The sequence below is a fragment of the Streptomyces tatrensis genome, assembly GCF_049310065.1.
GTDB lineage: Bacteria > Actinomycetota > Actinomycetes > Streptomycetales > Streptomycetaceae > Streptomyces.
Genome location: NZ_JBMDLB010000011.1, coordinates 2,717,068 through 2,743,241, shown reverse-complemented (window position 1 = coordinate 2,743,241; position 26,174 = coordinate 2,717,068). Strand labels below are relative to the sequence as shown.

20 protein-coding genes are annotated in these 26,174 nt (G+C 72.7%); 11 read left to right on the top strand and 9 right to left on the bottom strand.

The window, feature by feature from the left end:
* Positions 1 to 17: 17 nt before the first annotated feature.
* The 5 genes from ACODT5_RS28125 to ACODT5_RS28105 form a co-directional block, all read right to left on the bottom strand.
* Positions 18 to 1,421 carry a phytoene desaturase family protein gene (locus ACODT5_RS28125; protein ID WP_422521981.1) on the bottom strand — a complete coding sequence of 468 codons (1,404 nt, stop codon included), beginning with the start codon at positions 1,419 to 1,421 and terminating at the stop codon, positions 18 to 20.
* Between the two features lie 10 nt (positions 1,422 to 1,431).
* Positions 1,432 to 2,046: a DUF4126 domain-containing protein gene (locus tag ACODT5_RS28120; protein ID WP_422521980.1), complete on the bottom strand. Its 615-nt coding sequence runs from the start codon at positions 2,044 to 2,046 to the stop codon at positions 1,432 to 1,434.
* Positions 2,047 to 2,208: 162 nt separating this feature from the next.
* Positions 2,209 to 2,610 (bottom strand): DUF3040 domain-containing protein, encoded by a 402-nt coding sequence (locus tag ACODT5_RS28115; RefSeq protein WP_266877102.1) that lies wholly within the window; start codon positions 2,608 to 2,610, stop codon positions 2,209 to 2,211.
* 284 nt (positions 2,611 to 2,894) lie between these two features.
* A complete protein-coding gene (locus ACODT5_RS28110; RefSeq protein ID WP_422521979.1) occupies positions 2,895 to 3,653 on the bottom strand; it encodes a class I SAM-dependent methyltransferase in 759 nt (252 codons plus the stop codon).
* A gap of 69 nt (positions 3,654 to 3,722) precedes the next feature.
* Complete coding sequence (locus tag ACODT5_RS28105; protein ID WP_422521978.1) at positions 3,723 to 4,250, bottom strand: SAV_6107 family HEPN domain-containing protein; 528 nt, start codon at positions 4,248 to 4,250, stop codon at positions 3,723 to 3,725.
* A gap of 236 nt (positions 4,251 to 4,486) precedes the next feature.
* On the opposite strand from ACODT5_RS28105, the gene ACODT5_RS28100 reads away from it, so the two are divergent.
* The 3 genes from ACODT5_RS28100 to ACODT5_RS28090 are packed head-to-tail and all read left to right on the top strand — an operon-like array spanning position 4,487 to position 8,237.
* Positions 4,487 to 5,512 carry an ATP-binding cassette domain-containing protein gene (locus ACODT5_RS28100; RefSeq protein WP_422521977.1) on the top strand — a complete coding sequence of 342 codons (1,026 nt, stop codon included), beginning with the start codon at positions 4,487 to 4,489 and terminating at the stop codon, positions 5,510 to 5,512.
* Positions 5,484 to 7,568 (top strand): YhgE/Pip family protein, encoded by a 2,085-nt coding sequence (locus tag ACODT5_RS28095; RefSeq protein WP_422521976.1) that lies wholly within the window; start codon positions 5,484 to 5,486, stop codon positions 7,566 to 7,568. The genes ACODT5_RS28100 and ACODT5_RS28095 overlap by 29 nt, the downstream gene beginning before the upstream one ends.
* A 36-nt stretch (positions 7,569 to 7,604) precedes the next feature.
* A complete protein-coding gene (locus ACODT5_RS28090) occupies positions 7,605 to 8,237 on the top strand; it encodes a TetR family transcriptional regulator (RefSeq protein WP_279345230.1) in 633 nt (210 codons plus the stop codon).
* 760 nt (positions 8,238 to 8,997) lie between these two features.
* On the opposite strand, the gene ACODT5_RS28085 is transcribed toward ACODT5_RS28090, so the two are convergent.
* From ACODT5_RS28085 to ACODT5_RS28070, 4 genes are all read right to left on the bottom strand, one after another.
* The gene (locus ACODT5_RS28085) at positions 8,998 to 11,424 is read right to left on the bottom strand and encodes a transglutaminase TgpA family protein (RefSeq protein ID WP_422521975.1); all 2,427 of its coding nucleotides are present in this window, start codon (positions 11,422 to 11,424) and stop codon (positions 8,998 to 9,000) included.
* A complete protein-coding gene (locus ACODT5_RS28080) occupies positions 11,421 to 12,839 on the bottom strand; it encodes a DUF58 domain-containing protein (RefSeq protein WP_422521974.1) in 1,419 nt (472 codons plus the stop codon). The genes ACODT5_RS28085 and ACODT5_RS28080 overlap by 4 nt, the downstream gene beginning before the upstream one ends.
* Entirely contained in the window at positions 12,839 to 13,849 is a 1,011-nt protein-coding gene (locus tag ACODT5_RS28075) for an AAA family ATPase (protein WP_385384856.1), read from the bottom strand. The genes ACODT5_RS28080 and ACODT5_RS28075 overlap by 1 nt, the downstream gene beginning before the upstream one ends.
* A gap of 166 nt (positions 13,850 to 14,015) precedes the next feature.
* On the bottom strand, positions 14,016 to 14,567 hold the full coding sequence (locus tag ACODT5_RS28070) for a beta-class carbonic anhydrase (RefSeq protein WP_422521973.1): 552 nt from the start codon (positions 14,565 to 14,567) through the stop codon (positions 14,016 to 14,018).
* Between the two features lie 341 nt (positions 14,568 to 14,908).
* Here ACODT5_RS28070 and rsmH point away from each other — a divergent pair, with 341 nt between their 5' ends.
* The 8 genes from rsmH (at position 14,909) to ftsW (ending at position 26,168) form a co-directional block, all read left to right on the top strand.
* The gene (gene rsmH, locus ACODT5_RS28065) at positions 14,909 to 15,838 is read left to right on the top strand and encodes a 16S rRNA (cytosine(1402)-N(4))-methyltransferase RsmH (RefSeq protein WP_422525060.1); all 930 of its coding nucleotides are present in this window, start codon (positions 14,909 to 14,911) and stop codon (positions 15,836 to 15,838) included.
* Positions 15,835 to 16,350 carry a cell division protein FtsL gene (gene ftsL / locus ACODT5_RS28060; RefSeq protein WP_422521972.1) on the top strand — a complete coding sequence of 172 codons (516 nt, stop codon included), beginning with the start codon at positions 15,835 to 15,837 and terminating at the stop codon, positions 16,348 to 16,350. The genes rsmH and ftsL overlap by 4 nt, the downstream gene beginning before the upstream one ends.
* Before the next feature lie 316 nt (positions 16,351 to 16,666).
* Positions 16,667 to 18,676 carry a peptidoglycan D,D-transpeptidase FtsI family protein gene (locus ACODT5_RS28055; protein ID WP_422521971.1) on the top strand — a complete coding sequence of 670 codons (2,010 nt, stop codon included), beginning with the start codon at positions 16,667 to 16,669 and terminating at the stop codon, positions 18,674 to 18,676.
* Between the two features lie 345 nt (positions 18,677 to 19,021).
* Positions 19,022 to 20,722 (top strand): UDP-N-acetylmuramoyl-L-alanyl-D-glutamate--2,6-diaminopimelate ligase, encoded by a 1,701-nt coding sequence (locus tag ACODT5_RS28050; protein WP_422521970.1) that lies wholly within the window; start codon positions 19,022 to 19,024, stop codon positions 20,720 to 20,722.
* Positions 20,719 to 22,137, top strand: a complete 1,419-nt coding sequence (locus ACODT5_RS28045) for a UDP-N-acetylmuramoyl-tripeptide--D-alanyl-D-alanine ligase (RefSeq protein WP_422521969.1) — start codon at positions 20,719 to 20,721, stop codon at positions 22,135 to 22,137. Before ACODT5_RS28050 ends, ACODT5_RS28045 begins: the two co-directional genes overlap by 4 nt.
* On the top strand, positions 22,134 to 23,204 hold the full coding sequence (gene mraY, locus ACODT5_RS28040) for a phospho-N-acetylmuramoyl-pentapeptide-transferase (RefSeq protein WP_385383900.1): 1,071 nt from the start codon (positions 22,134 to 22,136) through the stop codon (positions 23,202 to 23,204). The genes ACODT5_RS28045 and mraY overlap by 4 nt, the downstream gene beginning before the upstream one ends.
* Positions 23,186 to 24,655, top strand: coding sequence for a UDP-N-acetylmuramoyl-L-alanine--D-glutamate ligase (murD, locus tag ACODT5_RS28035; protein WP_422521968.1), 1,470 nt, complete (start codon positions 23,186 to 23,188; stop codon positions 24,653 to 24,655). Before mraY ends, murD begins: the two co-directional genes overlap by 19 nt.
* 91 nt (positions 24,656 to 24,746) lie before the next feature.
* Entirely contained in the window at positions 24,747 to 26,168 is a 1,422-nt protein-coding gene (ftsW, locus tag ACODT5_RS28030; RefSeq protein ID WP_422521967.1) for a putative lipid II flippase FtsW, read from the top strand.
* The last annotated feature ends 6 nt before the right edge of the window (positions 26,169 to 26,174 follow it).

The following is a 26,174-nucleotide window of genomic DNA, read 5'->3' as shown; positions in this document are numbered from 1 at the left end:
CGGCGGACCGATCCGGTCTACCGCGAGCCGCGGAAGTCCGCGCCCTCCACGATCAGCCCGGCCACCAGGGCCCCCGTCATTCCGGCGTGCGCGAGCCCGCCGCCCGGGTGCGCCCAGCCGCCGGCCAGGTACAGCCCGGGCACGGCGGTGGCGTTCGCGGGGTGCAGCAGCCGGCCCCCGGCCCCGGCCAGCGCGGGCGCGGGCACCCGGCCGTCCACCGAACCCGTGGCCGCCTCGACGTCGGCCGGGGTGCGCAGCTCGTGCCACAGCAGCCGCTCCCGCAGCCCCGGGACGGCCCGCGCGGCGGCCGTCAGCAGCTCCTCGGCGGACGGAGCGGGCGCCGACGCCCCGGTCAGCACGGCGTGCACGGTGACCGCCTCGTGCTCCGCGTCCGGCCGGGTCGCCGGGTCGTCGGGGCGCAGTACGGTCACCGGGCCCAGCAGCGTGCGGTGCGCGGCGCCGGCCTCCCGGGACCCGCGCAGCGCGGCGAAAAGGGTGTACCAGCGGGCGGGTTCCGCCGTACGGGCGGACGCGGAGTCCGGTGCGAGCGGGATCCTCAGCCGTCCGGGGTCGACCGCGCAGACCACGTGGTCGGCCGTGACCTCGGTGCCGTCGGCCGTCACCAGCCCGGCCGCCCGGCCGTCGCGCACGAGGACCTCCCGCACGTCGGCGCCGAACTCGAAGGCGACCTTCCGCTCCAGGCACCGCTCGTACACGGCGGTGGCCAGCTCCCGCGTCCCGCCGCGCACGTACCAGCTGCCGAAGGTCTGCTCCATGTAGGGCAGCACCGCCGCCGAGGCGGGCGCGGTCGCCGGATCGACCCCGTACGCCCGTACGCGCGAGGTGAGCAGCTCGTCGAAGCCGTCGCCGCCGAGCTCGCGGGCGGCGACCTCGGCCAGGGTCGGCGGCCGGCGGCGCAGCAGTCCGCTCCCGCGCAGCGCGGGGTACGGGTCGCGGCCCAGCGTGGAGCGGTCCGCGTGCAGCGGCTCCTCCAGGAGCGGCCGGCGGGTGGCGTCCCAGGCGTCCCGGGCGCGGCCCAGGACCGCGCTCCAGCGGTCCCCGGAGCCGGGCCCGAAGGCCGCGTCGACGGCGGCGGCGGCGCCGCCGTGCGAGCCGCCGGGGAAGGTGAGCGTACGGCCGTCCGGGAGGAGGTAGCGGACGGCGGGGTCGATCTGGACCAGCTCCGCGCACTCCTCCAGCGGTCGCTTGCCGGTCTTGACGAACAGATCGCGGTAGACGGCGGGCAGGTGCACCAGCCCGGGGCCGGTGTCGAAGACGAAGCCGTCGCGGGCGTAGCGGCCGACGGCTCCGCCGTAGGTCGTCCCGCGCTCGTACACCGTCACCTGATGTCCGGCCACGGCCAGCCGTGCCGCCGTCGCCATCGCGCCCATCCCGGCGCCGATCACCGCAATTCGTGCCATGCCGCTGAGCCTATCGAGCGACCCGGGCGACCTCGTCGGCGAGTCTCTTCTCCTCGCGGCGCTGGGCGCGGCGGCGCAGGAAGCGGCGGATCCTGGCCCAGAGGTAGATCAGCAGGGCGAGTCCGATGATCAGCAGGACGGCGCAGATGATCGCGGCGGCCTCCGGATTGAACATCGCGAAGGTGACGATCCCGCCCACCCCGAGGTCCTCGGCGGTGCTCATCGCGACGTTGCTGAAGGGTTCGGGCGAGGTGTTGATCGCCATGCGCGTGCCGGCTTTGACGAAATGGCTGGCCAGGGCGGTGGAACCGCCGACCGCGCCGGCGGTGATGTCGGAGAGCGAGCCGCTCTGCCCGGCCAGCAGCGCGCCGACCACCGCTCCGGACACCGGGCGGATCACGGTGTGGACGGTGTCCCACAGGGAGTCCACGTACGGGATCTTGTCGGCGACCGCCTCGCAGAGGAAGAGGGCTCCCGCCACGATCAGCACGTCGGTGCGCTGCAGGGACGCGGGGACCTCGTCGGTCAGGCCGGTCCTGCCGAAGATGCCGAGCAGCAGGACCACGGCGTATGCGTTGATCCCACTGGCCCAGCCACTGGTGAAGACCAGGGGGAGCACACTCATCTGATCATCATGTCCCAGAAGCCGTGATCCGGCGCGGAATCGGCGAGTCGGCACAGAGCCGAGTCGGCACAGAGCCGAGTCGGGACAGCGCCGAGTCGGGACAGCAGTGAAGGGACGGCCGCCTTCCGGCGGCCGTCCCTTCACCCGAGTCTGTCGGTGGGGCTATTGCCCCTGTTCGTCACGGCGGCGCTGCCACCGTTCCTCGATACGGCCCATCATCGACCGACGCTGCCGGTTCTGCCCTTGGGGCGAACCGCCTGCACTACCGGAGGCGGGCTGCTCACCAGGCTTGGGTGCCTTGCGCCAACCGGTGACCACGAGCACCGTACATCCCAGCATGACGAGGAATCCCACCACGCTGATCCACAGTACGTTCGGCACGATCACACCGGTCATGAGGAGCGCGATACCCACCACAATGCCTGCGACTGCCTGGTAGACCCGTCGCCGGGTGTACGTGCGCAGTCCGCTTCCCTCAAGCGCTGTAGCGAATTTGGGATCTTCGGCGTACAGCGCTCGCTCCATCTGCTCGAGCATTCGCTGCTCGTGCTCCGAGAGCGGCACGGGAGTCCTCCTCATCCGTCGGTCGCGGGGGGGAGCGACCAGGGGTCCCCTTCAGGATAGGCGGGGAATCGCCCCCGTGATACCCGCCCTCTACGCCACGTTCTAAAAAACACTGCCCGTAAAAAGTACCGCTTGGGGAATGCTCAGCGCCGTCTTGAACGGCCCACTGAGGGCGTTATTCCCCAGAGGTCCGCTCGGCATGCCGGGCGCTGACCCCGATCATACGGGTCACGACGCCGGTTCGGAGGGTGAGTGGCGCACCGCGTTCCCCTCTGCTCCGCAGATCAGGCGGGCTTCTCGCCGAGAACGTGCAGCTGCGTGGCGACCGCGTGGAACGCGGGAAGCTCGGCGGCGGCCTCTTCCAGGCGCAGCAGGGCCTCGACGGCGCCGGGCTCGGTGTCGACCAGAACGCCCGGAACGAGGTCGGCGAAGATCCGGACCCCGTGCACCGCGCCCACGGCCAGACCCGCCTCGGAGACCAGGGCGGAAAGCTGCTCGGCGGTGAAGCGGCGCGGTACCGGATCGCCCGAGCCCCAGCGGCCGGCCGGGTCGGTCAGGGCCGTACGGGCCTCCGTGAAGTGCCCGGCCAGGGCGCGGGCCAGCACGGCCCCGCCGAGTCCGGCGCCGAGCAGGCTGAGGATGCCGCCGGGGCGCAGGGCGGCCACCGCGTTGGCCACGCCCTCGGCCGGGTCGTCCACGTACTCCAGCACGCCGTGGCAGATCACCACGTCGTAGGAATCGCGCTCGACGACATCGAGCAGGCCCTGCGCGTCGCCCTGCACCCCGCGGACCAGATCGGCCACGCCGGCTTCGGCGACCCGGCGCTCCAGTCCGAACAGCGCGTTGGGGCTCGGGTCGACCACGGTGACCCGGTGGCCGAGGTGGGCCACCGGGACGGCGAACTTGCCGGTACCGCCACCCGTGTCGAGCACGTCCAGCACGTCCCGCCCGGTCGCCTTCACCCGGCGGTCGAGCGCCTCCTTGAGGACCTCCCACACCACGGCGGTGCGGAGGGAGGCGCGGGGGCGGGAAGTGTCCGACACGGCTGATGGCTCCTCGGCACGTTGGTGAGCGGTCGTTGCCCACCCTATTGCCTCCGACTGCCGGGCAGGTCATCCCGCGTCCGGACGCTCCGTCCGCGGCAGTGGCAGGCCCTGGGCCGGGCCGGCCGCCGCCGGCGGGCGGAGCACGAGCATCCGCTCCACCAGGCGCAGGAACATCGCGACGGCACGCACCAGATCGTCCGCGTCCCGGCCGGTGGCCGCGCTCGCTATGCCGGCCTCCGCCCGCGCCCGGCGGGCCGCCCCGGAGGCGAAGAGCGCGCTCCACTCGGTCAGTTCGGGCGCTATCTCCGGGAGCACCTCCCACGCGCTGCGGATCCGCGGCCTGCGCCGCGGGTGCACCGGCTCCGGCCGCCCGCGCGCGGCGAGCACGGCCGCGGCGGCGCGCAGCGCGGCGAGATGGGCGGTGGCGTACCGCTCGTGGGGCCGGGTCAGCCGGGCGGCTTCGGCCAGGCCCTCGTGGGCCTTGGCGAGCAGGTCGAGGGCGGCAGTGGGGTCTCCCCGCGGCGGAGCCGTAGGGGACGGTGCCGCCGACTTCCGGGGGACGGGGTGGACAGGGGACGGGGACGGTGTGGCCATGACGAACCTCCTGTCGTTGCGTGCGCTTCGCGCTGCCTGGTGTAGCTCCTACGGGTTGAGCCGTTCTTGAGTGACCTGTCCCCATCGTGACGGCCCCCACTGACAATCGCGCTGACCTGCGGTTTCGTCCCCCGGTCCGGGCTCGCGGCCGGGCAACTGCCGCCCCCTGCGCAGCGGGTGCGGCCGGGGATGCTAGTTTTTGAACTGACTGGTCAGTTCAAAAGAAGGGGGAGGGCGTGGACAGCCCGCACGGCGCGGCCGTCAGAGCCGAGGACTTCGGAGTCAAGGGCCCGCGCGGCTGGGTGTTCCGGGGCGTCGGGATCGACGCGGCACCCGGCTCGCTCATCGCGGTCGAAGGCCCCTCCGGCAGCGGGCGGACCTGCCTGCTCCTCGCCCTCACCGGCCGCATGAAGCCCACCGAGGGCCACGCCGAGATCGGCCGCCACCGGCTGCCGAAGAAGATGGCCGCGGTCCGCCGCATCGCCGCCCTCGGCCCGGTACCCGGGGTCAACGACCTCGACCAGGCCCTCACCGTCGCCGAGCAACTGCGCGAGGGAGCCCTCCTCCAGCGCCGCTACGACGGCCCCGTCCGCGCCCTGCTCCGCCCGCGCGAGGAGCGCCGCACCTCCACCGCGGCCCGGATCGACGCCGCGCTGGCCGCCGCCGGACTGGACGTCGCCGCCCTGCCGAAGGGGCCGCGCACCTCCGTACGTGACCTGGAACGGCTGGAATCCGTACGGCTGTCGGTGGCCATCGCGCTGCTCGGCTCGCCGCGCCTGCTGGCCGTGGACGACCTGGACCTCAAGCTCTCGGACGCCGAGCGCGCCGAGGCCTGGGACCTGTTGCGCTCCCTCGCCGCCGGCGGGACCACCGTCCTCGCGGTGTGCAGCGAGGCCCCGTCCGACGTGACGGTCCTGCGCACCGGCCCGGCGGCGGAACCCGCCACGGGCCCGGCCGAGGACTCCACCGCCGGCCCGGCCGCGGCGCCGGCCGCGGGATCCGTCGTGGTGCCCCGGCCCACGGACTCCAAGGTCACCTGGGGCATCCAGGCCACCGGCCCGCAGGAGTCCGGCTCGGACTCCGGCTCGGACTCGGACTCGGACTCCGACTCCGGCTCCGGCTCCGACGCGGCCGAGGCCACCGCCGCCGAGGCCACCGCCGACGCCGCCCTCACGGACGCCGCCCACGACGCGGGCACCGCCCACGCCACGCCCGACACGAAGGGGGACGACGATGCGCTCGCCGAAGCTGGCCGCGCTTGAGCTGAAGCGGTTCGGGCGGGGGAAGCTGCCCCGGGCCGCCCTCGTCTCGCTGCTCCTGCTGCCGCTGCTCTACGGAGCCCTGTACCTCTGGTCCTTCTGGGACCCGTACAGCCGTCTCGACAAGGTGCCGGTCGCCCTCGTCAACTCCGACCGGGGCGCGACCGTCGACGGGAAGCAGATCGACGCCGGCGGCGAGATCACCCGCAAGCTGCACGACAGCAAGACCTTCGACTGGCGCGAGGTGAGCGCCGAGGAGGCGGCCGAGGGGCTGGAGAACGGCACCTACTACCTCTCCCTCACCATGCCCGCCGACTTCAGCGCGAAGATCGCCTCCAGCTCCGGCGAGGACCCCGCCACCGGAGCACTCCAGGTCCGCACCAACGACGCGAACAACTACATCGTCGGCTCGATCTCGCGCACGGTCTTCTCCGAGGTCCGCTCGGCGGCGTCCACGAACGCCTCCCGCGGCTTCCTCGACAAGATCTTCGTGAACTTCTCCGACCTGCACGGCAAGACCGCCGAGGCCGCCGACGGCGCCGACAAGCTCACGGACGGGGCGGGCAGGGCGCAGAAGGGTGCCAAGGACCTCGCCGACGGCCTGGACACGGCGAAGGAGAAGAACGGCCAGCTCACCGGCGGACTGAAGAAGCTGAACGTGGCCGCCGGACAGCTGGAAACGGGTACGAAGGACGTCGCGGCCGGCACCCAGAAGCTCGCGGACAAGGTCGGCGGCGCCGCCGACAAGGCCCGCCCCTTCCTCAAGGACCCCAAGAGCCTCGCGGACAGCGCCGAACTCGTCGCCGACACCGCCCGGGTCGTCGACAACCACCTCGAAGCCTTCGCCAAGGCGGCCCCGGCCGCCGCGACCGTCACCCAGCGCGTCTCCACCGGCGCCGCCGACGTCTACGCGAAGACCTGCACGACCGGTGCGGTGCCGGTCCCCGACACCTGCCCGCAGCTGAAGAAGCTCAAGGACGACGCCGCCGAAGCCGCCGAACTCGCCGGTGACGTCGACACCCTGCTGGGGAACTCGAAGGGCGACCTCGCCACCCTCCACAAGCAGCTCGCCGACCTGGAGCGCGAAGCCCGCCTCCTCGTCACGAGGGCCCCCGGCCTCTCCGCGGACCTCGAAGCGGCGGTCACCCAGGTGAACGCCCTCAACGACGGCGCCCACAAGGTCTCCGACGGCATGGCCAAACTCCACACCGGCATCGGCTCCGCCACCAGGGGCTCGGGCGAACTCGGCACGGGCGTCGGCAAGCTCGGCGCCGGCGCGCACGACCTCGACGGCGGCCTGGTCAAGCTCGTCGACGGCAACGGCGAACTCGCCGGCGGCCTGCACGACGGCGCGGGCAAGATCCCCGCCTACGACCAGCAGCAGCGCGAAGCCCGCACCGAGGTCATGGCCGACCCGGTACGGCTCGCCAACCAGTCCCTGCACAAGGCGCCCAACTACGGCACCGGCTTCGCCCCGTACTTCATCCCGCTCTCCCTCTGGGTCGGCGCGATGGTCGCCTACATGCTGATCGCCCCCCTGAACCGGCGGGCCCTCGCCGCCGGAGCCTCGCCCTGGCGGATCGCCTTCGCGGGCTGGCTGCCCGTGGCCGGGATCGGCGCCGCGCAGGTGGGCGCACTGATGTCCGTACTCCACTGGGGACTCGGCCTGCAGATGGCCCGGCCGGCGCTCACCATCGCCTTCCTGATGCTGGTCACCGCCTGCTTCGCCGCGATCGTCCAGTGGCTCAACGCCAAGTTCGGCGCGGCCGGCCGGATCCTGGTCCTGGCCGTCCTGATGCTCCAGCTGACCTCGGCGGGCGGCACCTACCCCGTCCAGACCAGCCCCGGCTTCTTCAACGCCATCCACCCCTACCTGCCGATGTCCTACGTGGTCGAGAGCCTGCGCCGGCTCATCACCGGCGGCGACCTCGCCCCGGTCTGGCAGGGCTTCGCGGTCCTCACCGCCTTCACGGCCGGCGCCCTCGCCCTCACCGCCCTCGCCGCCCGCGGCAAGCAGGTGTGGACGATGGACCGGCTGCGCCCCGAACTGAGCCTGTAGCCCGAAGGGACGGGTTGACCTGTGAGAATCAGCGCCATGGAAAGCAGCAGCACCGGTACGGCCGGGGGCGGCGGCCGCCGCCAGGCCACACGGCAGAAGCTCTACGAAGCGGCCGTCACCCTCATAGCGGAGCAGGGCTTCTCCGCGACGACGGTCGACGAGATCGCCGAGCGGGCGGGCGTGGCGAAGGGCACCGTCTACTACAACTTCGCCAGCAAGAACGACCTCTTCGAGGAGCTGCTGCGGCACGGCGTCGGACTCCTGACCGAGTCCCTGCGGACGGCGGCGGAATCGACCGAGGCCAGGGGCGGGACCCGGGTCGAGGCGCTCGACGAGATGATCCGGGCCGGACTGGTCTTCATCGACCGGTACCCCGCCTTCACCCAGCTCTACGTCGCCGAGCTGTGGCGCACCAACCGGACCTGGCAGTCCACGCTGATGGTCGTCCGGCGCGAGGCCGTCGCCGTCGTCGAGACGGTGCTCCGCGAAGGCGTGGAGCGGGGCGAGCTCAGTGCGGAGATCGACGTGCCGCTGACCGCCGCGGCGATGGTGGGGATGGTGCTGGTGGCGGCGCTGGACTGGCAGTCCTTCCAGAGCGAGCGGTCGCTGGACGACGTGCACTCGGCGCTGTCGCTGCTGCTGCGGGGCCGGGTGAGCGGGAACCGCTGACGGCGATTCCTGTTGGGCGGTGCCCCCCGATCGGCGGTGCCGCGGGGGCGGTGGGGCCGCGTAGAACTGGTGGGGCGGGTGAGTATCCGTACCTAGGCGCGGAAATGAGTATCTGCGCGGATGGGGTGCGGCTGCTCTGCACGCCAGACTGGGGGCTACGGACAGGGACCCGGTGTGCACCGCCGACACGGGGCGGCAGGTGCGGACCGGGTCTCTCTGGCCGACGGGGTGGGAACACGGCCGAGGCCGGGGCTCGGGGGGATCGAGCCCCGGCCCCGGCCCTTTCCACGTTCCGCGCACGAAGCCCGGCCCCGGCCCCGGCCGCGAGTGTGCCGCCGCGCGAGGCGAAGTCCCCGCAGCAACCCTTGCCGCCGCGCGGGGCGAAGTCCCCGCTGCGACCCTTACCGCTGCGCGAGGCAAAGTCCCCGCAGCGACCCTTGCTGCTGCGCGGGCTGAAGTCCCCGCAGTGACCCTCGCCGCTGCGCGGGGCGAGTCCCCTACCCGCCCTTCCACCGTTCCCCGGGCTGCGCCCGGACCCCCTGGGGCTCCGCCCCAGACCCCGCGCCTCAAACGCCGGCGGGGCTGGATTTGGCCGACGTCGCCCCCGAAGCGCGACCTTGCGCCCTGGCCGGGGCTGGATTGCCCGGAGGGCAATTCCAGCCCCGCCGGCGTTTGAGGCGCGGGTCCGGGCAGCGCCCGGGGAACGGGGGAAGGGCGGGTAGGGGACCCAGCCCCGCAGGGCCGACCACCCGCCCCGCCGTCAGCCGCGGCCGCGCAAGGGGAGCCGGGTGCGCAGGCGGGAGGTGGCCGAGGCTGCGCGGTCGGTCAACGCCGACCACCGGGCCGATGCGGCCCAGCGCACGCGGACCGCCGAGCGCGGCAAGAACAGCGCCCGCAGCCGGGCCGGACGGGAGACCCCGGCGAGGAGCCCCGCCCGGGCCAGACCCACGTCCCGCCCCAGCTCCCCGTAGGGGGGCTCCGCACCCGGCGGAGCGTAGAGCGCCCGCTCCACCGCCCCCGCGACCCGCCGCACGGCATCCGCCGCCTCCGCGTCCAGCCGGCCCAGGGACACCACCCGGTCCGCCGCCCCCCGGGGGGACAGCGCCTCGTCCGGGGTGATCCCGACGTCCCACGCCGCGTCGCCCAGCTCCCGCCAGGCGGCCAGGACCTGGCCCGAGCCGAGCCGCCGCGCCCGCAGCCGTCCGCGCCACAGGACCGGGAGGAGCGGCAGGGCGAGGAGCAGGACGCCGGCGGCCGTCCAGGCCAGGACGGTGCCCACCGAGGAGCCGCCGTCTCCCGCGCCCGTGTTCCGCTGCGCCGCGAGCGGACCGCACTCGCCCAGCTTCTTCTGGTCCGCGGGGCAGTCGTCCGCCGTCGAGGGCCCGGCCGAAGGCTGCGCCGCACTCGCGGACGGGGCCGCCGTCGGCGTGTTCGGCAGGGTGTCCTGCGTGGCGGGCCGGCTGTAGTCCGGCACCGTGATGCCCGACCGGGGCGTCGGCTCGAAGCGGGTCCAGCCCACGCCCTCGAAGTACAGCTCCGGCCAGGCGTGCGCGTCCCGCATCGAGACGTTGACGACGCCGTCGGACTGCTTCACCCCGGGCGTGAACCCGACCGCGACCCGCGCCGGGATCCCGAGCGTGCGCGCCATCGAGGCCATCGAGAAGGCGAAGTGGACGCAGAAGCCCTCCTTGTCCTCGAGGAACTTGGCGATGGCCTGCGAACCCGTACCCGAGGACACCTTCGTGTCGTAGCGGAACCCGCCGCTCACCGCGAAGTAGTCCTGGAGTTTGACCGCCGCCGAGTAGTCGTCCTTCGTGCCGCGCGTCACCTCGCGGGCCCTCTGGACGACGACCGCCGGCAGGTTGTCCGGCACCTTCGTGTACTCGGTCGCGATCTCGGCGTTCGCCGCGGGCGCGCTGCGCAGCTGCTCCGCCGTCGGGTTCAGCAGCAGGCTGCGCACCGAGTACTGCACGCCCTGGGCGTTCTGGAACTTGTCCTTGCCCAGCTGGTCCCCGACGAGCGTCCGCCCGGCGGGCTCGAACCGCCACTTCCCGGCGATGTCCACCCCCGTCGCCGGATACGGCATCGGCAGGTAGCGCTGTGCGTACGTCTGCGCCGAGGAGATGAAGGTCTGCACCTCGGTCGCGCCGTTCAGCACGCTCTCGCTCACCCCCGGCGGGTTCGGCATCCGCTTCGGGACGTCCGTCAGGGCCCGCCCCGAGGCCTCCCACTTGACGCCGTTGAACTCGTCCAGCGCCAGGATCCGCAGGTACTGCTCGCTGAGCTGCGGGCTGTCCGTGCGGTACCGCAGCACCACCCGGTTGTCCTGGGTGTTCAGGCTGCTCTGCAGGGAGACCAGCGGGTTGACCGCCTGGATCGACGGGCCGAGGCCGTTGCCCTCGCCCTCGCCCGCGCCGCCGCCCGGGCCCAGTACTCCGGTGCCCATCGAGGGCAGCACCACCGGCACCGCCAGCGCCAGGCCCAGCGCGACCGCGCCGATCCGCCGCCCGGTGCGCACCGGGGCGAGCGCCTGTCCGCCGCCGGAGTAGCCGGCCGCCACCTTTCCGCGAGGAGCCGCGCCGAAGACCCGGCCCCACTGCGCGAGCCGGTCGCGGCCCTCGGACAGCAGGAGGAGGAGGTAGCCGGCACCGGCCAGCAGGAAGGAGATCCAGGAGGCGCCGCCGGAGCCGCTGGCCGCGCCCGAAAGGCCCGCCGCCACCGAGTACAGCGCGAGCAGCGGCAGCCCGGCCGCGGCGGCCGTCCGTACGGTCACCGCCAGCAGGTCCACCAGCAGCCCGATCAGCAGCACGCCGGACACCAGCAGCAGCCGGATCCCGTCCGTCAGCGGCGCCGGCATCGAGAACTCGTTCACGTCCCGCACGCCCTGGCCGAACAGCGATCCGAAGTCCGTCACGAGGTAGTCCAGCAGCCCGTCGCCCGCGGCGGACTGCGCCTTCCCGCCGAACAGCAGCATCAGCGCCAGCAGGGACACCAGGACCTGCGCCGCCACGGTCAGCGTCCGGGCCAGCGGCACCCGCCGCGCCCCCGCGCCCACCGCGCTCTGCAGCGCCAGCAGCAGCGCCGCCTGCGGCAGCCAGCCGCCCGATTCCACCAGCGGGTTCAGCGACCAGGCGGTGAACAGCGTCGCCAGAGCCGCGAAGACCGTCAGTCTCGCCCGCCCGCTCATCCCCAGCCCCCCGCCGAACCCGAACCGCCCGCCGTGCCGATCGGCGCGTTGCCCGCCTGTCGCCACAGCTCACCGAAGGCCACCCCGGGCGGGGCGGCCAGCGCCGTCCAGCCCGCGTCGCGCAGCCCGGCCAGGCGCTCCGCCAGCGGAGGCAGGCCCTGCGCCATCACCGAAGCCGGCCCCTGGGGCCGCCCGGACCAGTCCGCGGAATCCAGTACGAAGGCCACGGCGCCTCCGCCGCGGCGGCACATCTTGGCCGCCAGTCCCGTCTGTACGTCGTCCAGGTCTCCGAAGAAGGCGATGAGGAGCCCGTCCCCGCCCGCTCCGCCCAGGCCGCTGCCGGCGCCGTTGCTCCGTACCGCGTCGCAGGCCCGCGAGAGGCCCGCGCCGTCGGAGTGGCCGACCACCGCGAGGGTGTCCATCATCAGCCCCGCCGCCTCCGCGGACTCCTGTCCGCCGGAGGTGAAGCCGCCGCCCTCGCGGGGCACGCAGTCCCCGGTGTCGGTCAGCAGCCGCACCGAGAAGCCCTGCTCCAGCAGGTGCGCCAGGACCGACGCGGCGGCGGAGACGGCCCACTCGAAGGCCGAGTCGGGGCCGGCGCCCTCGTAGGCGAGGCGCCGGGTGTCCAGTACGACGGTGGCCCGGCTGCGCTGCGGCTGCTCCTCGCGGCGCACCATCAGTTCGCCGTAGCGGGCGGTGGAGCGCCAGTGCACGCGGCGCAGGTCGTCGCCGCGCCGGTAGCCGCGCGGGATCACGTCGTCCTCGCCCGCCAGGGCCAGCGAGCGGCGGCTGCCGTCCCCGTAGCCGGAGGACTCGCCGGTGAAGCGGACCGGGGGCAGCGCCTCGGTGCGCGGGATGACGGTGAGGGTGTCGTAGGCGGAGAAGGAGCGGGTCAGCTCGACCAGCCCGAAGGGGTCGGTGAGGCGCAGCTGGAGCGGGCCCAGCGGGTAGCGGCCGCGCAGGTCGGAGCGGACCCGGTAGGACACCTCGCGGCGGCCGCCCGGCTCCACCCGGTCCAGGACGAAGCGCGGCCGGGGCCCCAGCACGTACGGCACCCGGTCCTGGAGCATCAGCAGCCCGGTCGGCATCCGGGAGGTGTTGTCGAGCCGCAGCTGCACCCGGGCCTCGGAGCCGGCGGGCACCCGCATCGGGGTCAGCCTGCGGGTGCCGGAGACCCGGTGGCGGGTGCGGTGCAGGGCCAGGACGCAGAGCAGCGGCAGTACGGCGAGCAGCAGTCCGACCCGGAGCAGCTCGGACTGCCCGAGGACGTACGCGCACAGCCCGGCGGCGATCCCGGCAGCCAGGAAGGACCGGCCGCGGGTGGTCAGCCCGGACAGCGACGCGCGCAGCCCGGCCGCGCTCCCGGCGGACTGCGGACCCCGGCCGCCCGCGCCGTGCGGGGCGCCGGCGCTCATCAGAAGCCCCGGATGCCCGCGCCGGGCGGGATCTCGCCGCGCGAGGGCGCGGCCGGTACGGGGGTGCGCTGGAGGATGTCGGCGACGACCTGCTCGGCGGTGCGCCGGCTCAGCTGGGCCTGCGCGGTGGGCAGCAGCCGGTGCGCGAGCACCGGTCCGGCCAGGGCCTGGACGTCGTCGGGCAGGACGTAGTCCCGCCCGGCCAGGGCGGCGGAGGCCTTCACGGCCCGCAGCAGGTGCAGGGTGGCGCGGGGCGAGGCGCCCAGGCGCAGGTCCGGGTGGCTGCGGGTGGCGGAGACCAGGTCGACGACGTAGCGCCGGACGGGCGCGGCCACGTACACCTCGCGGACGGCTTCGATGAGCTTGCCGATGTCGTGGGCGTGCGCGACGGCCGTCAGATCGTCGAGCGGGGAGAGCCCGCCGTGCACGTCGAGCATCCGGAGCTCGGCCTCGGGGCTGGGATAGCCCACCGAGACCCGGGCCATGAAGCGGTCGCGCTGGGCCTCGGGGAGGGGGTAGGTGCCCTCCATCTCCACCGGGTTCTGGGTGGCGACCACCATGAAGGGGCTCGGCAGCACGTAGGTGGTGCCGTCGATGGTGACCTGGCGCTCCTCCATCGACTCCAGCAGCGCGGACTGGGTCTTGGGGGAGGCGCGGTTGATCTCGTCGCCGATGACGATCTGCGCGAAGATCGCACCGGGCTTGAACTCGAACTCCCGGCGCTGCTGGTCGTAGATGCTGACGCCCGTGATGTCGGAGGGCAGCAGGTCCGGAGTGAACTGGATCCGCTGGACCGAGCAGTCGATGGACTTGGCGAGCGCCTTGGCCAGCATCGTCTTGCCGACGCCGGGAACGTCCTCGATCAGCAAGTGGCCTTCGGCGAGCAGGACGGTCAGCGCGAGGCGGACCACTTCCGGCTTGCCCTCGATCACGCTTTCGATCGACTCCCGCACCTGCTGCGCCGTGCTGGTCAGATCCGCGAGGCTCGCTCGGTCGTCATACGTGGTCACCTGGTTCTCCTCGACCCTTTCCCAGGGCCGGCGCCCCATGGCGCATGACCGGCCCACCCCGAAACACCTCAGAAACCGCGAGCAATCAACAACGCGGACACCGGCCCGGAAGTGTTTCCGGGTGACGTCTCCCCGCATTCTTGACGGCGCTTGGCCCTGGTGTCACTCAAGAGGTGGGATCGATCTCCCGCAGGAGCCCGGTGTGCACGTCGAAGACGAAGCCTCGCACATCGTCCTTGTGGGGCAGGAAGGGGTTCGTACGGACCCGCTGCATGGACTGGCGGACGTCCTGGTCCACGTCGCGGAAGGCCTCGACGGCCCAGGCGGGGCGCTGGCCGACCTCGTCCTCCAGCTCGTGCCGGAAGTCCTCGGTCAGGCTTTCGAGACCGCATCCGGTGTGGTGGATGAGTATCACCGTGCGGGTGCCGAGCGCCCGCTGGCTGATGGTGAGGGAGCGGATGGTGTCGTCGGTGACGACCCCGCCGGCGTTGCGGATCGTGTGACAGTCGCCCAGCTCCAGGCCGAGGGCGGCGTGCAGGTCGAGGCGGGCGTCCATACAGGCCACGACGGCGACCTGGAGGACCGGGCGGGCGTCCATGCCGGGGTCGGCGAACTTCGCGGCGTAGGCGCGGTTCGAGTCGACCAGGCGGTCGGTGACGGAGTGCTCCTCGGCAGCCTTGGGTGCGGAGGCGGCGGGCAGGGGTACGGAAGTCGTCATGGATACGACGTTAGTGGTCACAGGGCGTATGAGCATGGAGTGAGGGTGGACAAAGAAGGTCACCCGGTCCTGTTGTGAGCTAACCCACAGGGGTGAGGGGCACGCGGCCGTCCGGGTGATTCGCGGCATTTGCCGCTTCGGTCACAGCGGGGCGCACGGCGCGCGGGGCGGTTCGTTGACCGCGGCGACCGTTGCACTAAAGTGACGCGAACCGGCCGGAGCCCGGCCCTGACCGGCCGCCCGGCCCTTTGGTAAGACTCCGCGTGCGCGGCGCGGCGTATGCCTGCCGCGCCGTTATCTGAGAGGGCGCTTTGACTAGCGAGTCCCGACACGTCCCGGTGATGCTCCAGCGGTGCCTGGACCTGTTGGCCCCGGCACTGGAGAGGCCCGGGGCCGTCGTCGTCGACTGCACCCTCGGCCTCGGCGGCCACAGCGAGGCCCTGCTCACCCGGTTCCCCGAGGCCCACCTGATCGGCCTGGACCGCGACAAGGAAGCCCTGCGCCTCTCCGGGGAGCGCCTGGCGCCCTTCGGCGACCGGGTCACCCTCGTCCACGCCATCTACGCCGACCTGGCCGAGGTACTGGACGGTCTGCGCATCCCCGCCGTGCAGGGCATCCTCTTCGACCTCGGCGTCTCCTCCATGCAGCTGGACGAGGCCGACCGCGGCTTCGCCTACGCGCAGGACGCCCCGCTCGACATGCGGATGGACCAGACGACGGGCATCAGCGCGGCCGAGGTCCTCAACACCTACGCCCCCGGCGAGCTGGTCCGGATCCTGCGCCAGTACGGCGAGGAGAAGCAGGCCAAGCGGATCGTCTCCGCGGTGGTGCGCGAACGGGACAAGGATCCCTTCACCAACAGCGCCCGCCTCGTCGAGCTGATCCGCGACTCCCTGCCGCAGGCGGCGAAGCGGACCGGCGGCAACCCGGCCAAGCGCACCTTCCAGGCCCTGCGCATCGAGGTCAACGGGGAGCTGTCCGGGCTGGAGCAGGCCATCCCCGCGGCCGTGGACCGGATCGCCGTCGGCGGCCGGATCGTGGTGCTCTCGTACCAGTCGCTGGAGGACCGCCTCGTCAAGCAGGTCTTCGCCGCCGGTGCGACCTCGACGGCCCCGCCCGGGCTGCCGGTCGTACCGGAGAAGTACCAGCCGAAGCTGAAGCTCCTGACGCGCGGCGCCGAGCTGCCGACGGAGGAGGAGATCGCGGAGAACCGGCGTGCGGCGCCGGCCCGCTGCCGCGGGGTGGAGCGCATCCGGGAGGCGCGGCTGTGAAACGCCTGGGGCGGGTGCTGGGGGGACCGGTCGCCGGACAGGCGGCCCGGACCCCGTTCGTCCTGCTGGTCGTCGCGCTGCTCGGCGGCGGGCTGATCAGCCTGCTGCTGCTGAATTCGGCGCTGAACGAGGGCTCCTTCCAGCTGAGCAAGCTGAAGAAGGAGACCACCGCGCTCACGGACGAGGAACAGGCGCTGCAGCGGGACGTGGACGGCTACTCGGCGCCCGACGCGTTGCAGCGGCGGGCGCACGAGCTGGGTCTGGTGCCCGGTGGCAGCCCGGTCTTCATCGGGCCCGACGGCAAGGTCGCCGGGACCGCGTCGCCGGCCGCCGAGCCGCCGCCCCCGTCGCCGCCGGCCCCCGCCCCGCCCCTCTCGGCGCCCCCGGCCGCAGCCGTACCGAGCCCGGCTGGCTCCCCGGCTCCGGCCCCCTCGGGCGCGGCCGCCGGTCCGGCCGCCTCCACCGCGCCGTCGGGCGGCGCCCCCCAGCCCTCCCAGACCCCTGGACGGTGACGTCGTGACGCGTACCCCTGCGGGGCATGTCCCCTACCCGCCCTTCCACCATCCCCCGGACTCCGTCCGGGGGGGGCCCCCAGCCGGGCCTGCCCGGACCCGTGGCCGAGTGCGGCGCCGTTCCCGGGGACCAGCCCCCGGACCCCCGCTCCTCAAACGCCGGAGGGGCTGAAATTGCCCTACGGGCAATCCCGGTCCGCCAAGGGACTGCATCAGCCGAAATCCAGCCCCTCCGGCGTTTGAGGAGCGGGGTCTGGGGCGGAGCCCCAGGGGCCCCGGCGCAGGCCGGCTTCGCGCACGCCCACGGGATCGCCGCATGAGCCCGCAGGAGCCGCCGCGCCGGCGGGTGCCCGGGCCCGGGCGGCCCCGGCCCGGCGGGGACCGGGCGCGGGCTTCGGCGCGGCCGGCCGCCAGGCCCGCCACCCGCAGGCCCGCCCCGGCACGGAAACCGCACACGATCCGGCTCGGCGCCGCCAAGCCCCGTCTGCGGCTGGTCAGCGTCGGGCTGACGCTGGTGATGCTGGCGTTCGTCGTGCGGCTGCTCCAGGTGCAGGCCGTCGACGCGTCCGCGTACTCCGCCAAGGCCTCCGAGAACCGCTTCGCCAGCTACACCCTGGCCGCCGAGCGCGGGGAGATCACCGACCGCAAGGGCGTGGCGCTGGCCACCAGCGTGGACGCGTACGACATCACCGCCGACCCGCACATGTTCACCGTGCAGGAGAGCAAGGCCCCCGACGCCCCCGAGCAGGCGGCAGCCCTCCTCGCGCCGATCCTCGGCAAGGACGCCAAGGAGATCGCCCAGCGGCTGAAGACGAAGAACACCCGCTACGTGATCCTCGCGCGCCGCCAGACCCCCCAGGTCTGGAACCAGATCAAGGGCCTGAAGAAGGTCTTCGCCGAGAAGGCCTCCGCCGACAAGGACAACGACGGCCCCGGCGCCAACGTCCTGGCCGGCGTGTTCAACGAGAACAGCAGCAAGCGCGTGTACCCGAACGGCGACCTCGCCGCCGGGATACTGGGTTACGTCAACGCCGAGGGCAAGGGCGGCGGCGGCCTGGAGTCCTCCCTCGACAAGAAGCTGTCCGGCAAGGACGGCACGCTCACGTACGCCCAGTCGGGCGGCCGCCGCGTGCCGACCGCCGGGTCCAGCGAGAAGCCCGCCGTGCCCGGCGAGGACATCGAGCTGACCATCGACCGCGACATCCAGTGGGCCGCACAGAGCGCCATCACCGAGCAGGTCGCCAAGTCGGGGGCCGACCGCGGGTACGTCATCGTCCAGGACACCCGCACCGGCGAGGTCCTCGCCATGGCCAACGCCCCCGGCTTCGACCCCAACGACCTGTCCAAGGCCAGCTCCGCCGCCATGGGCAACGCCGCGCTCCAGGACGTGTACGAGCCCGGCTCCACCGCCAAGGTGATGTCCATGGCGGCCGTCCTGGAGGAGAAGAAGGCCAGGCCCGACACCCACGTCGAGGTCCCCAACCGGCTGCACCGCGGCGACCGGCTCTTCAAGGACGACATCGACCACCCGACCTGGTACCTGACCCTCAACGGGGTCCTGGCCAAGTCCTCCAACATCGGCACCATCCTGGCCACCGGCCAGCTCGGTCCGACGCAGCCCGAGGCGAACAAGGTCCTGTTCTCGTACCTGGACAAGTTCGGCATCGGCCGGCCCACCGGCCTGAACTACCCCGGTGAGTCCCGCGGCATCCTCGCCCCGGCGGAGAAGTGGTCCACTTCCCAGCAGTACACGATCCCCTTCGGCCAGGGCCTGTCCCTCAACGCCATGCAGGCGGCCTCCGTGTACTCGACGATCGCCAACGGCGGGGTCCGCATCGAGCCGACGCTCGTCCGCGGCACCAGGGGTCCCGACGGCCGCTTCACCCCGGCCCCGGCACCCGCGAAGAACCAGGTGGTCAGCAAGGAGACCGCCAAGACCCTCGCGGAAATGCTGGAGTCGGTGGTCGACGACCAGGAGGGCACCGGCACCAAGGCCCGGATCCCCGGCTACCGGGTCGGCGGCAAGACCGGCACCTCCAACCGGGTGGATCCGGCCACCGGCCGCTACAAGGGCTACACCGCCTCCTTCGCGGGCTTCGCACCTGCGGACAACCCCCGCATCACCGTGTACTGCGCCATCCAGAACCCCACCAAGGGCAGTTACTTCGGCGGCCAGATCTGCGGGCCCATCTACAAGAAGGTCATGGAGTTCGCCCTCAAAACCCTCCAGGTCGCTCCCACCGGAACCGCCCCCGCCGGACTCCCGGTCACCTACGAACCCGGCGCGCAGCCCGGGCAGCAGCCCAGCCCGCAGCCGAGCCAGTGACCGGCGGCCCGGTTCAGAAATGCGTGAGGCACCATCATTGAATCCTCCCCCCGCTGAAGCCGAGGGATTCCTGGCTCACGCTGCTCGGTCGCTCAGCGAGCGACCCAGTCTTCCGCGATCAACACCAGCCGGGTTGAAACCAGCCCGGGTTTATGAAGTTGTGGAGGCTGCCGTGCCGGCTTGGTTCTCGCTCGGCACGTTGTGCGCGCTTGGTTCTCGCAACGCACGACACGCACGCTACCCGGCAGTGATTCGTCTTCGGGGCGAAACGCTGATTCCCGCCCGACTCCGCAGAAGTCCGGCTCCCCCCTGGCTGGAAGGCCGGGACATCCTCGGAGGTTTCCGGTGACAACGATCACTCCCGAACCCGGGAACCAGACGGCCGCCAGCTTCCAGGCCGGGCCCTCGCTTCGCGAGCGGCCCGCCGGGCCCGGTACGCTCACCGCCGTGCCCCACGCTGATCAGCCCAGAACCGCCCAGAACGACGCACCGGCAGCGCCGCCGGGAGCGCCACGCCCCCTGTCCGTCCGCCCGACCCCCCTGGGCGAGCTGGCGGAGCTGCTGGGAGTGGACGTCCCCGGCGCGCAGACGCGGATCACCGGCATCACGCACGATTCCCGTGCCGTGCGCCCCGGAGACCTCTACGCGGCCCTGCCGGGAGCCAAGCTGCACGGCGCGGACTTCGCCGCGCAGGCGGCCGCCCTCGGCGCCGCCGCCGTGCTGACCGACCCGGCCGGCGCGGAGCGCGCCGCGGCCACCGGGCTCCCGGTCCTCGCCGTCGCCGACCCGCGCGGCCGGATGGGAGAACTGGCCGCCGCGGTCTACGGAAGGCCGGGCGGGGACCTCCTCCAGATCGGCATCACCGGTACCTCCGGCAAGACCACCACGGCGTACCTCGTCGAGGGCGGACTGCGCGGCGCCGGACGCAGGACGGGGCTCATCGGCACCGTCGAGATGCGCGTCGGCGACGAGCGCATCAAGTCCGAGCGCACCACCCCCGAGGCCACCGACCTGCAGGCGCTCTTCGCGGTCATGCGCGAACGCGGCGTCGAGGCGGTCGCCATGGAGGTCTCCAGCCACGCCCTGGTGCTCGGCCGGGTCGACGGCTGCGTCTTCGACGTGGCCGTCTTCAACAACCTGAGCCCGGAACACATGGAGTTCCACTCCGACATGGAGGACTACTTCCAGGCCAAGGCGCAGCTCTTCACCGAGCGCCGCGCCCGCCTCGGCGTGGTCAACATCGACGACGAGTACGGCCGCCGCCTCGCCAAGGAGTCGCCGATCCCGGTCGTGACCTTCTCCGCCGCGGGCGACCCGGCCGCCGACTGGCGGGCCGAGGACGTGGTCTCGCGCCACATGGACTCGACCCTGACCCTGGTGGGTCCGGCGGGTGAGCGGGTCCGGGCCACCGCCCCGCTGCCCGGCCCGTTCAACGTGGCCAACACCGTCGCCGCCGTCGTCACGCTCGCCGCCGCCGGCCTCGACCCGCAGACCGCCGCCGACGGCGTCGCCGCGGTCCCCGGCGTGCCCGGCAGGCTGGAGCGCGTCGACGCGGGACAGCCGTACCTGGCCGTCGTGGACTACGCGCACAAGACGGACGCCGTCGAATCGGTCCTGCGGGCCCTGCGCGAGGTCACCACCGGCAAGCTGCACGTGGTCCTCGGCTGCGGCGGCGACCGCGACACCACCAAGCGGGCCCCGATGGGCGCCGCGGCCGCCCGGTTCGCCGACACCGCCGTGCTGACCTCCGACAACCCGCGCTCCGAGGACCCCCTCGCGATCCTCGCCGCGATGTTCCGCGGCGCGGTGTCCGTGCCGCCCGCCGAGCGGGGCTCCGTCCTCGTCGACGCCGACCGGGCGGCGGCCATCGCCGCCGTCGTGGCGCGGGCCGAGGCGGGAGACACCGTGCTGGTGGCCGGCAAGGGCCACGAGCAGGGCCAGGACATCGCGGGCGTCGTACGCCCCTTCGACGACCGTGCGGTCCTGCGCGCGGCCATCGAGAACCAAGCGCGCCAGCGTCCCCGACAGGCCGAGGTGAACCAGTGATCGCCCTTTCCCTCGCCGAGATCGCAGAGATCACCGGCGGGCAGCCCCACGACATACCGGATCCGTCCGTCATGGTCACCGGTCCCGTGGTCTACGACTCCCGAGAGGTCGAGGCCGGCAGCCTGTTCGCCGCCTTCGTCGGGGAGCGGGTGGACGGCCACGACTACGCCGAACGCGCCCTGGCCGCCGGAGCGGTGGCCGTCCTCGCGACCCGGCCCGTGGGTGTCCCCGCCATCGTCGTCCCCGATGTGGTGGCCGCCCTCGGCGCGCTCGCCCGAGCCGTCGTCGAACGGCTCGGCACCGACGTCGTGGCCCTCACCGGCTCCGCCGGCAAGACGTCCACCAAGGACCTGATCGCCCAGGTCCTGCAGCACCACGCGCCGACCGTGTGGACCCCCGGGAACCTCAACAACGAGATCGGCCTGCCGATCACGACGCTGCGGGTCACCGAGGACACGCAGCACCTGGTCCTGGAGATGGGCGCCCGCGGCATCGGCCACATCGCCTACCTCGCCGGACTGACGCCCCCGCGCATCGGCGTGGTCCTCAACGTCGGCACCGCGCACATCGGGGAGTTCGGCGGCCGGGAGCAGATCGCGCAGGCCAAGGGCGAGCTCGTCGAGGCCCTGCCGTCCGAGGCCGAGGGCGGCATCGCCGTCCTCAACGCCGATGACCTGCTGGTACGTGCCATGGCCGGGCGCACGAAGGCCCGTACGGTGCTGTTCGGCGAGGCCGAGGACGCCGACATCAGGGCCACCGAAGTCCGGATGACGGACAGAGGACAGGCTTCCTTCACATTGCGAACACCGACCGGGTGCAGCGACGTGACCTTGCGGCTGTACGGTGAGCACCACGTGTCGAACGCGCTCGCCGCGGCCGCCGTCGCCCACGTACTGGGCATGTCCGCACAGGAGATCGCCACGGCGCTCTCCGGAGCGGGCAGCCTGTCCCGGTGGCGGATGGAGGTCACCGAGCGGGCGGACGGCGTGACGATCGTCAACGACGCCTACAACGCAAACCCCGAGTCCATGCGGGCCGCACTGCGCGCACTCGCCGCGATGGGCGGTGCCGGCAAGGCGAACGGGGGCCGCACGTGGGCGGTGCTCGGCCCGATGGCCGAGCTCGGAGACGACGCGCTCGCCGAGCACGACGCGGTCGGACGGCTTGTCGTCCGGCTCAACGTGAGCAAGCTGGTCGCGGTCGGGGGCAGGGAAGCCTCCTGGCTGCAACTGGGCGCATATAACGAGGGTTCGTGGGGTGAGGAGTCGGTGCTCGTGTCCGACGCGCAGGCGGCGGTCGACCTGTTGCGCAGTGAACTGCGCACGGGAGACGTCGTGCTGGTGAAGGCTTCCAGGTCAGCCGGTCTGGAGCGGGTGGCCGAGGCCCTGCTCGACGGCGAGGTCGCGGGTCGATGAGGCAGATCCTGTTCTCCGGAGTCATCGGACTCTTCCTCACCCTCATCGGCACCCCGCTGCTGATCAAGGGTCTGGCCCGCAAGGGATACGGCCAGTTCATCCGCGACGACGGGCCGCGCGGTCACGCCGGGAAGAAGGGCACGCCCACCATGGGCGGCATCTCCTTCATCCTGGCCACGCTGATCGCGTACGCCCTCACCAAGGTGATCACCGGAAGCCAGCCGACCTTCTCGGGCGTGCTCGTGCTCATGCTGATGGCGGGCATGGGCGTGGTCGGGTTCCTCGACGACTACATCAAGATCGTCAAGCAGCGTTCGCTCGGTCTGCGGGCCAAGGCCAAGATGGCCGGCCAGCTGATCGTCGGCATCGCCTTCGCGGTGCTCTCCCTGCAGTTCAAGGACGCGCGCGACCTCGCCCCGGCCTCCACCAAGCTGTCGTTCGTCACGGACTTCGGCTGGTCGATCGGCCCGGTGCTGTTCGTGGTCTGGGCGCTGTTCATGATCCTGGCGATGTCCAACGGCGTGAACCTGACCGACGGTCTCGACGGCCTGGCCACCGGCGCGGCCGTGATGGTCTTCGGCGCGTACACCTTCATCGGCGTCTGGCAGTACCAGGAGTCCTGCGCCAACGCGCAGACCCTGACCAACCCGGCGGCCTGTTTCGAGGTGCGAGATCCACTGGACCTCGCGGTCGTCGCCGCCGCACTGATGGGCGCCTGCTTCGGCTTCCTGTGGTGGAACACCTCGCCCGCCAAGATCTTCATGGGCGACACCGGTTCGCTGGCCCTCGGCGGCGCGCTCGCCGGCCTCGCGATCTGCTCCCGCACGGAGTTCCTGATGGCGCTCCTCGGCGGCCTCTTCGTCCTGATCACCATGTCGGTCGTCATCCAGGTCGGCTCCTTCAAGCTGACCGGCAAGCGCGTCTTCCGGATGGCGCCGCTGCAGCACCACTTCGAACTCAAGGGGTGGTCCGAAGTCCTGGTCGTCGTCCGGTTCTGGATCATCCAGGGCATGTGCGTGATCGTGGGCCTCGGAGTCTTCTACGCGGGATGGGCAGCCGACAAGTGACCGCCTGGCACGGCAAGAACATCACCGTCGCCGGCCTCGGCGTGAGCGGCATCAGCGCCGCCCGTGCCCTGGCCGGGCTCGGTGCGGTCGTCACCGTCGTGGACGGCGGCGACAGCGAGGGCCACCGCGCGCGGGCCGCGGAGCTGGAGGCGGCGGGCATCTCCGTACGCCTCGCGGACGCGCAGACCCTGCCCGAGGGGACCGGCCTGGTCGTCACCTCGCCCGGCTGGAAGCCCGACAGCCCGCTGTTCGCGGCAGCCGCCGCGGCCGGCGTCGACGTCGTGGGCGACGTCGAGATCGCCTGGCTGCTGCGCGAGGTCGCCGAGGACCGGCGCACCGCCCGGACCGGCGAGCCCCGCAGGGAACCGGCCCCCTGGCTGGCGATCACCGGCACCAACGGCAAGACCACCACCACCCAGATGCTCGCCTCGATCCTGAAGGCCGCCGGCCTCAGGACCGCGGCCGTCGGCAACATCGGCACCCCGATCATCGACGTGGTCCTCGGCGAGGAGCAGTACGACGTGCTCGCCGTCGAGCTCTCCAGCTACCAGCTGCACTGGGCGCCCTCGGTGCGCCCCCACTCCGCGGCCGTCCTGAACCTGGCCCCGGACCACCTCGACTGGCACGGCTCCATGGAGGCGTACGCCGCCGACAAGGGCCGGATCTACGAGGGCAACACGGTGGCCTGCGTCTACAACGCGGCGGACAAGGCCACCGAGGACCTGGTCGCCGAGGCCGACGTGGAAGAGGGCTGCCGGGCCATCGGCTTCACCCTCGGCGCCCCCGGCCCCTCCATGTTCGGCGTCGTCGACGGCATCCTCGTCGACCGGGCCTTCGTGGAGAACCGGCAGAAGAACGCCCAGGAACTCGCCGAGGTCGCGGACGTCAACCCGCCGGCCCCGCACAACATCGCCAACGCCCTCGCCGCGGCGGCCCTGGCCCGCGCCTTCGGCGTGGAGCCGCGCGCCGTCCGCGACGGACTGCGCGACTTCCGCCCGGACGCCCACCGGGTCAGCCACGTGGACGAGGTGGGCGGGGTCACGTACGTGGACGACTCCAAGGCCACCAACACCCACGCCGCGGAAGCCTCCCTGGCGGCCTTCGAGCCGGTCGTCTGGATCGCCGGCGGCCTCGCCAAGGGCGCGACCTTCGACGAGCTCGTACAGAAGGCCGCGAAGCGGCTGCGGGGCGTCGTCCTGATGGGCGCAGACCGGGCCCTGATCGCCGAGGCACTGGCGCGACACGCCCCGGAGGTCCCGGTCGTGGACCTCGCACGGACCGACACTGGGGCGATGCTCGCGGCGGTCCGGGAAGCGGCCCGGCTCGCGGAGCCCGGCGACACGGTTCTGCTGGCACCTGCCTGTGCCTCGATGGACATGTTCGCGAACTACAGCAAGCGTGGGGACGCGTTCGCCGACGCGGTGCGTGAACTGGCCGCCGAGCGGGCCTAGGAACGACCCCCGGGGTCCGGCTCGATCCAGGGCAGGTTCCCTCCGGCCGACCCGCTGCTCGCCTCGTACGAGTTGGAGGGGAAGATCACAGATGCCGGCCAAGCAAGTACTGCCGGGGCGGCGGCCGTCCGCCGACAGCACCGCCAAGGGCGTCAAGGGTGCCAGACCCGGCACCCCCAGGGCGCCCAGGTCCGGCCGGATGCTGGGCCGGGGGAGCCCCGCGGGGCGTCCCCGGCGGCCCGCCGGGGGCGGACCGCTGACCCGGCTGCGGCGCACGCAGCGGCAGTTGCGCCAGGCCTGGGACCGGCCCCTCACGGCGTATTATCTGATCTTCGGCAGCTCGCTGCTCATCACCGTGCTCGGCCTGGTGATGGTCTACTCGGCCTCCATGATCACGGCGCTCCAGCTCGGTCTGGGCGACGCGTACTTCTTCAAGAAGCAGTTCCTGGCGGCCGCGATCGGCACCGGGCTGCTGCTGCTCGCCTCCCGGATGCCCGTGAAACTCCACCGGGCCCTGTCCTATCCGGTCCTCACCGGCACGCTCTTCCTGATGGTCCTGGTCCAGGTGCCCGGGATAGGAGTGTCGATCAAGGGCAACCAGAATTGGATCTCCCTTGGGGGTCCGTTCATGCTCCAGCCAAGCGAGTTCGGCAAGCTGGCCCTCATCGTCTGGGGCGCCGACCTGCTGGCGCGCAAGGGTGAAAGGGACCTGCTGAGCCAGTGGAAGCACCTGCTGGTGCCGCTGGTCCCGGTCACCTTCCTGCTGCTCGGGCTCATCATGCTGGGCGGTGACATGGGCACCGCGATGATCCTCGGAGCCATCCTGTTCGGCCTGTTGTGGCTGGCCGGGGCGCCGACGCGGATGTTCGCCGCGGTCCTGGCCTTCGTGGGCGTGCTCGTCGCCCTGCTCATCAAGACCGCACCGCACCGCATGCAACGGCTCCAGTGCATCGGCGTGACCGAGATGCCCGCGGACGGCGGCTGCTGGCAGGCGGTCCACGGAATCTACGCCCTCGCATCGGGCGGATGGTTCGGTTCCGGGCTGGGTGCCAGTGTGGAAAAATGGGGGCAACTGCCCGAGGCCCACACCGACTTCATCTTCGCCATCACCGGCGAGGAACTGGGTCTGGCGGGCACGCTGTCGGTGCTCGCCCTGTTCGCGGCCCTAGGCTATGCGGGTATCCGCGTGGCCGGACGCACGGAGGACCCCTTCGTACGGTTTGCCGCGGGAGGCGTGACCACCTGGATCATGGCGCAAACCGTGATCAACATCGGTGCGGTGCTCGGTCTGCTGCCGATCGCCGGGGTCCCGCTCCCGCTGTTCTCCTACGGTGGGTCCGCCTTGCTGCCGACCATGTTCGCGGTCGGACTGCTCATCGCCTTCGCGCGTGAGGAGCCGGCGGCACGGGCGGCGCTCGCGATGCGGAGGCCCAAGAACGGCCGGCCGCGGACCGGGCAGAGATGGAAGTCGATGAGACGGCGCGTCAAGAAGCGTCCGTCCGGAGAGCGGTGAATTTCG

Coding starts and splice junctions, on each gene's coding strand:
- ACODT5_RS28125 (WP_422521981.1), bottom strand. CDS start 1,421: ATGGCACGAATTGCGGTGATCGGCGCCGGGATGGGCGCGATGGCGACG.
- ACODT5_RS28120 (WP_422521980.1), bottom strand. CDS start 2,046: ATGAGTGTGCTCCCCCTGGTCTTCACCAGTGGCTGGGCCAGTGGGATC.
- ACODT5_RS28105 (WP_422521978.1), bottom strand. CDS start 4,250: ATGGCCACACCGTCCCCGTCCCCTGTCCACCCCGTCCCCCGGAAGTCG.
- ACODT5_RS28095 (WP_422521976.1), top strand. CDS start 5,484: ATGCGCTCGCCGAAGCTGGCCGCGCTTGAGCTGAAGCGGTTCGGGCGG.
- ACODT5_RS28090 (WP_279345230.1), top strand. CDS start 7,605: ATGGAAAGCAGCAGCACCGGTACGGCCGGGGGCGGCGGCCGCCGCCAG.
- ACODT5_RS28085 (WP_422521975.1), bottom strand. CDS start 11,424: ATGAGCGGGCGGGCGAGACTGACGGTCTTCGCGGCTCTGGCGACGCTG.
- ACODT5_RS28080 (WP_422521974.1), bottom strand. CDS start 12,839: ATGAGCGCCGGCGCCCCGCACGGCGCGGGCGGCCGGGGTCCGCAGTCC.
- ACODT5_RS28070 (WP_422521973.1), bottom strand. CDS start 14,567: ATGACGACTTCCGTACCCCTGCCCGCCGCCTCCGCACCCAAGGCTGCC.
- rsmH (WP_422525060.1), top strand. CDS start 14,909: ATGCTCCAGCGGTGCCTGGACCTGTTGGCCCCGGCACTGGAGAGGCCC.
- ACODT5_RS28055 (WP_422521971.1), top strand. CDS start 16,667: ATGAGCCCGCAGGAGCCGCCGCGCCGGCGGGTGCCCGGGCCCGGGCGG.
- mraY (WP_385383900.1), top strand. CDS start 22,134: ATGAGGCAGATCCTGTTCTCCGGAGTCATCGGACTCTTCCTCACCCTC.
- murD (WP_422521968.1), top strand. CDS start 23,186: ATGGGCAGCCGACAAGTGACCGCCTGGCACGGCAAGAACATCACCGTC.
- ftsW (WP_422521967.1), top strand. CDS start 24,747: ATGCCGGCCAAGCAAGTACTGCCGGGGCGGCGGCCGTCCGCCGACAGC.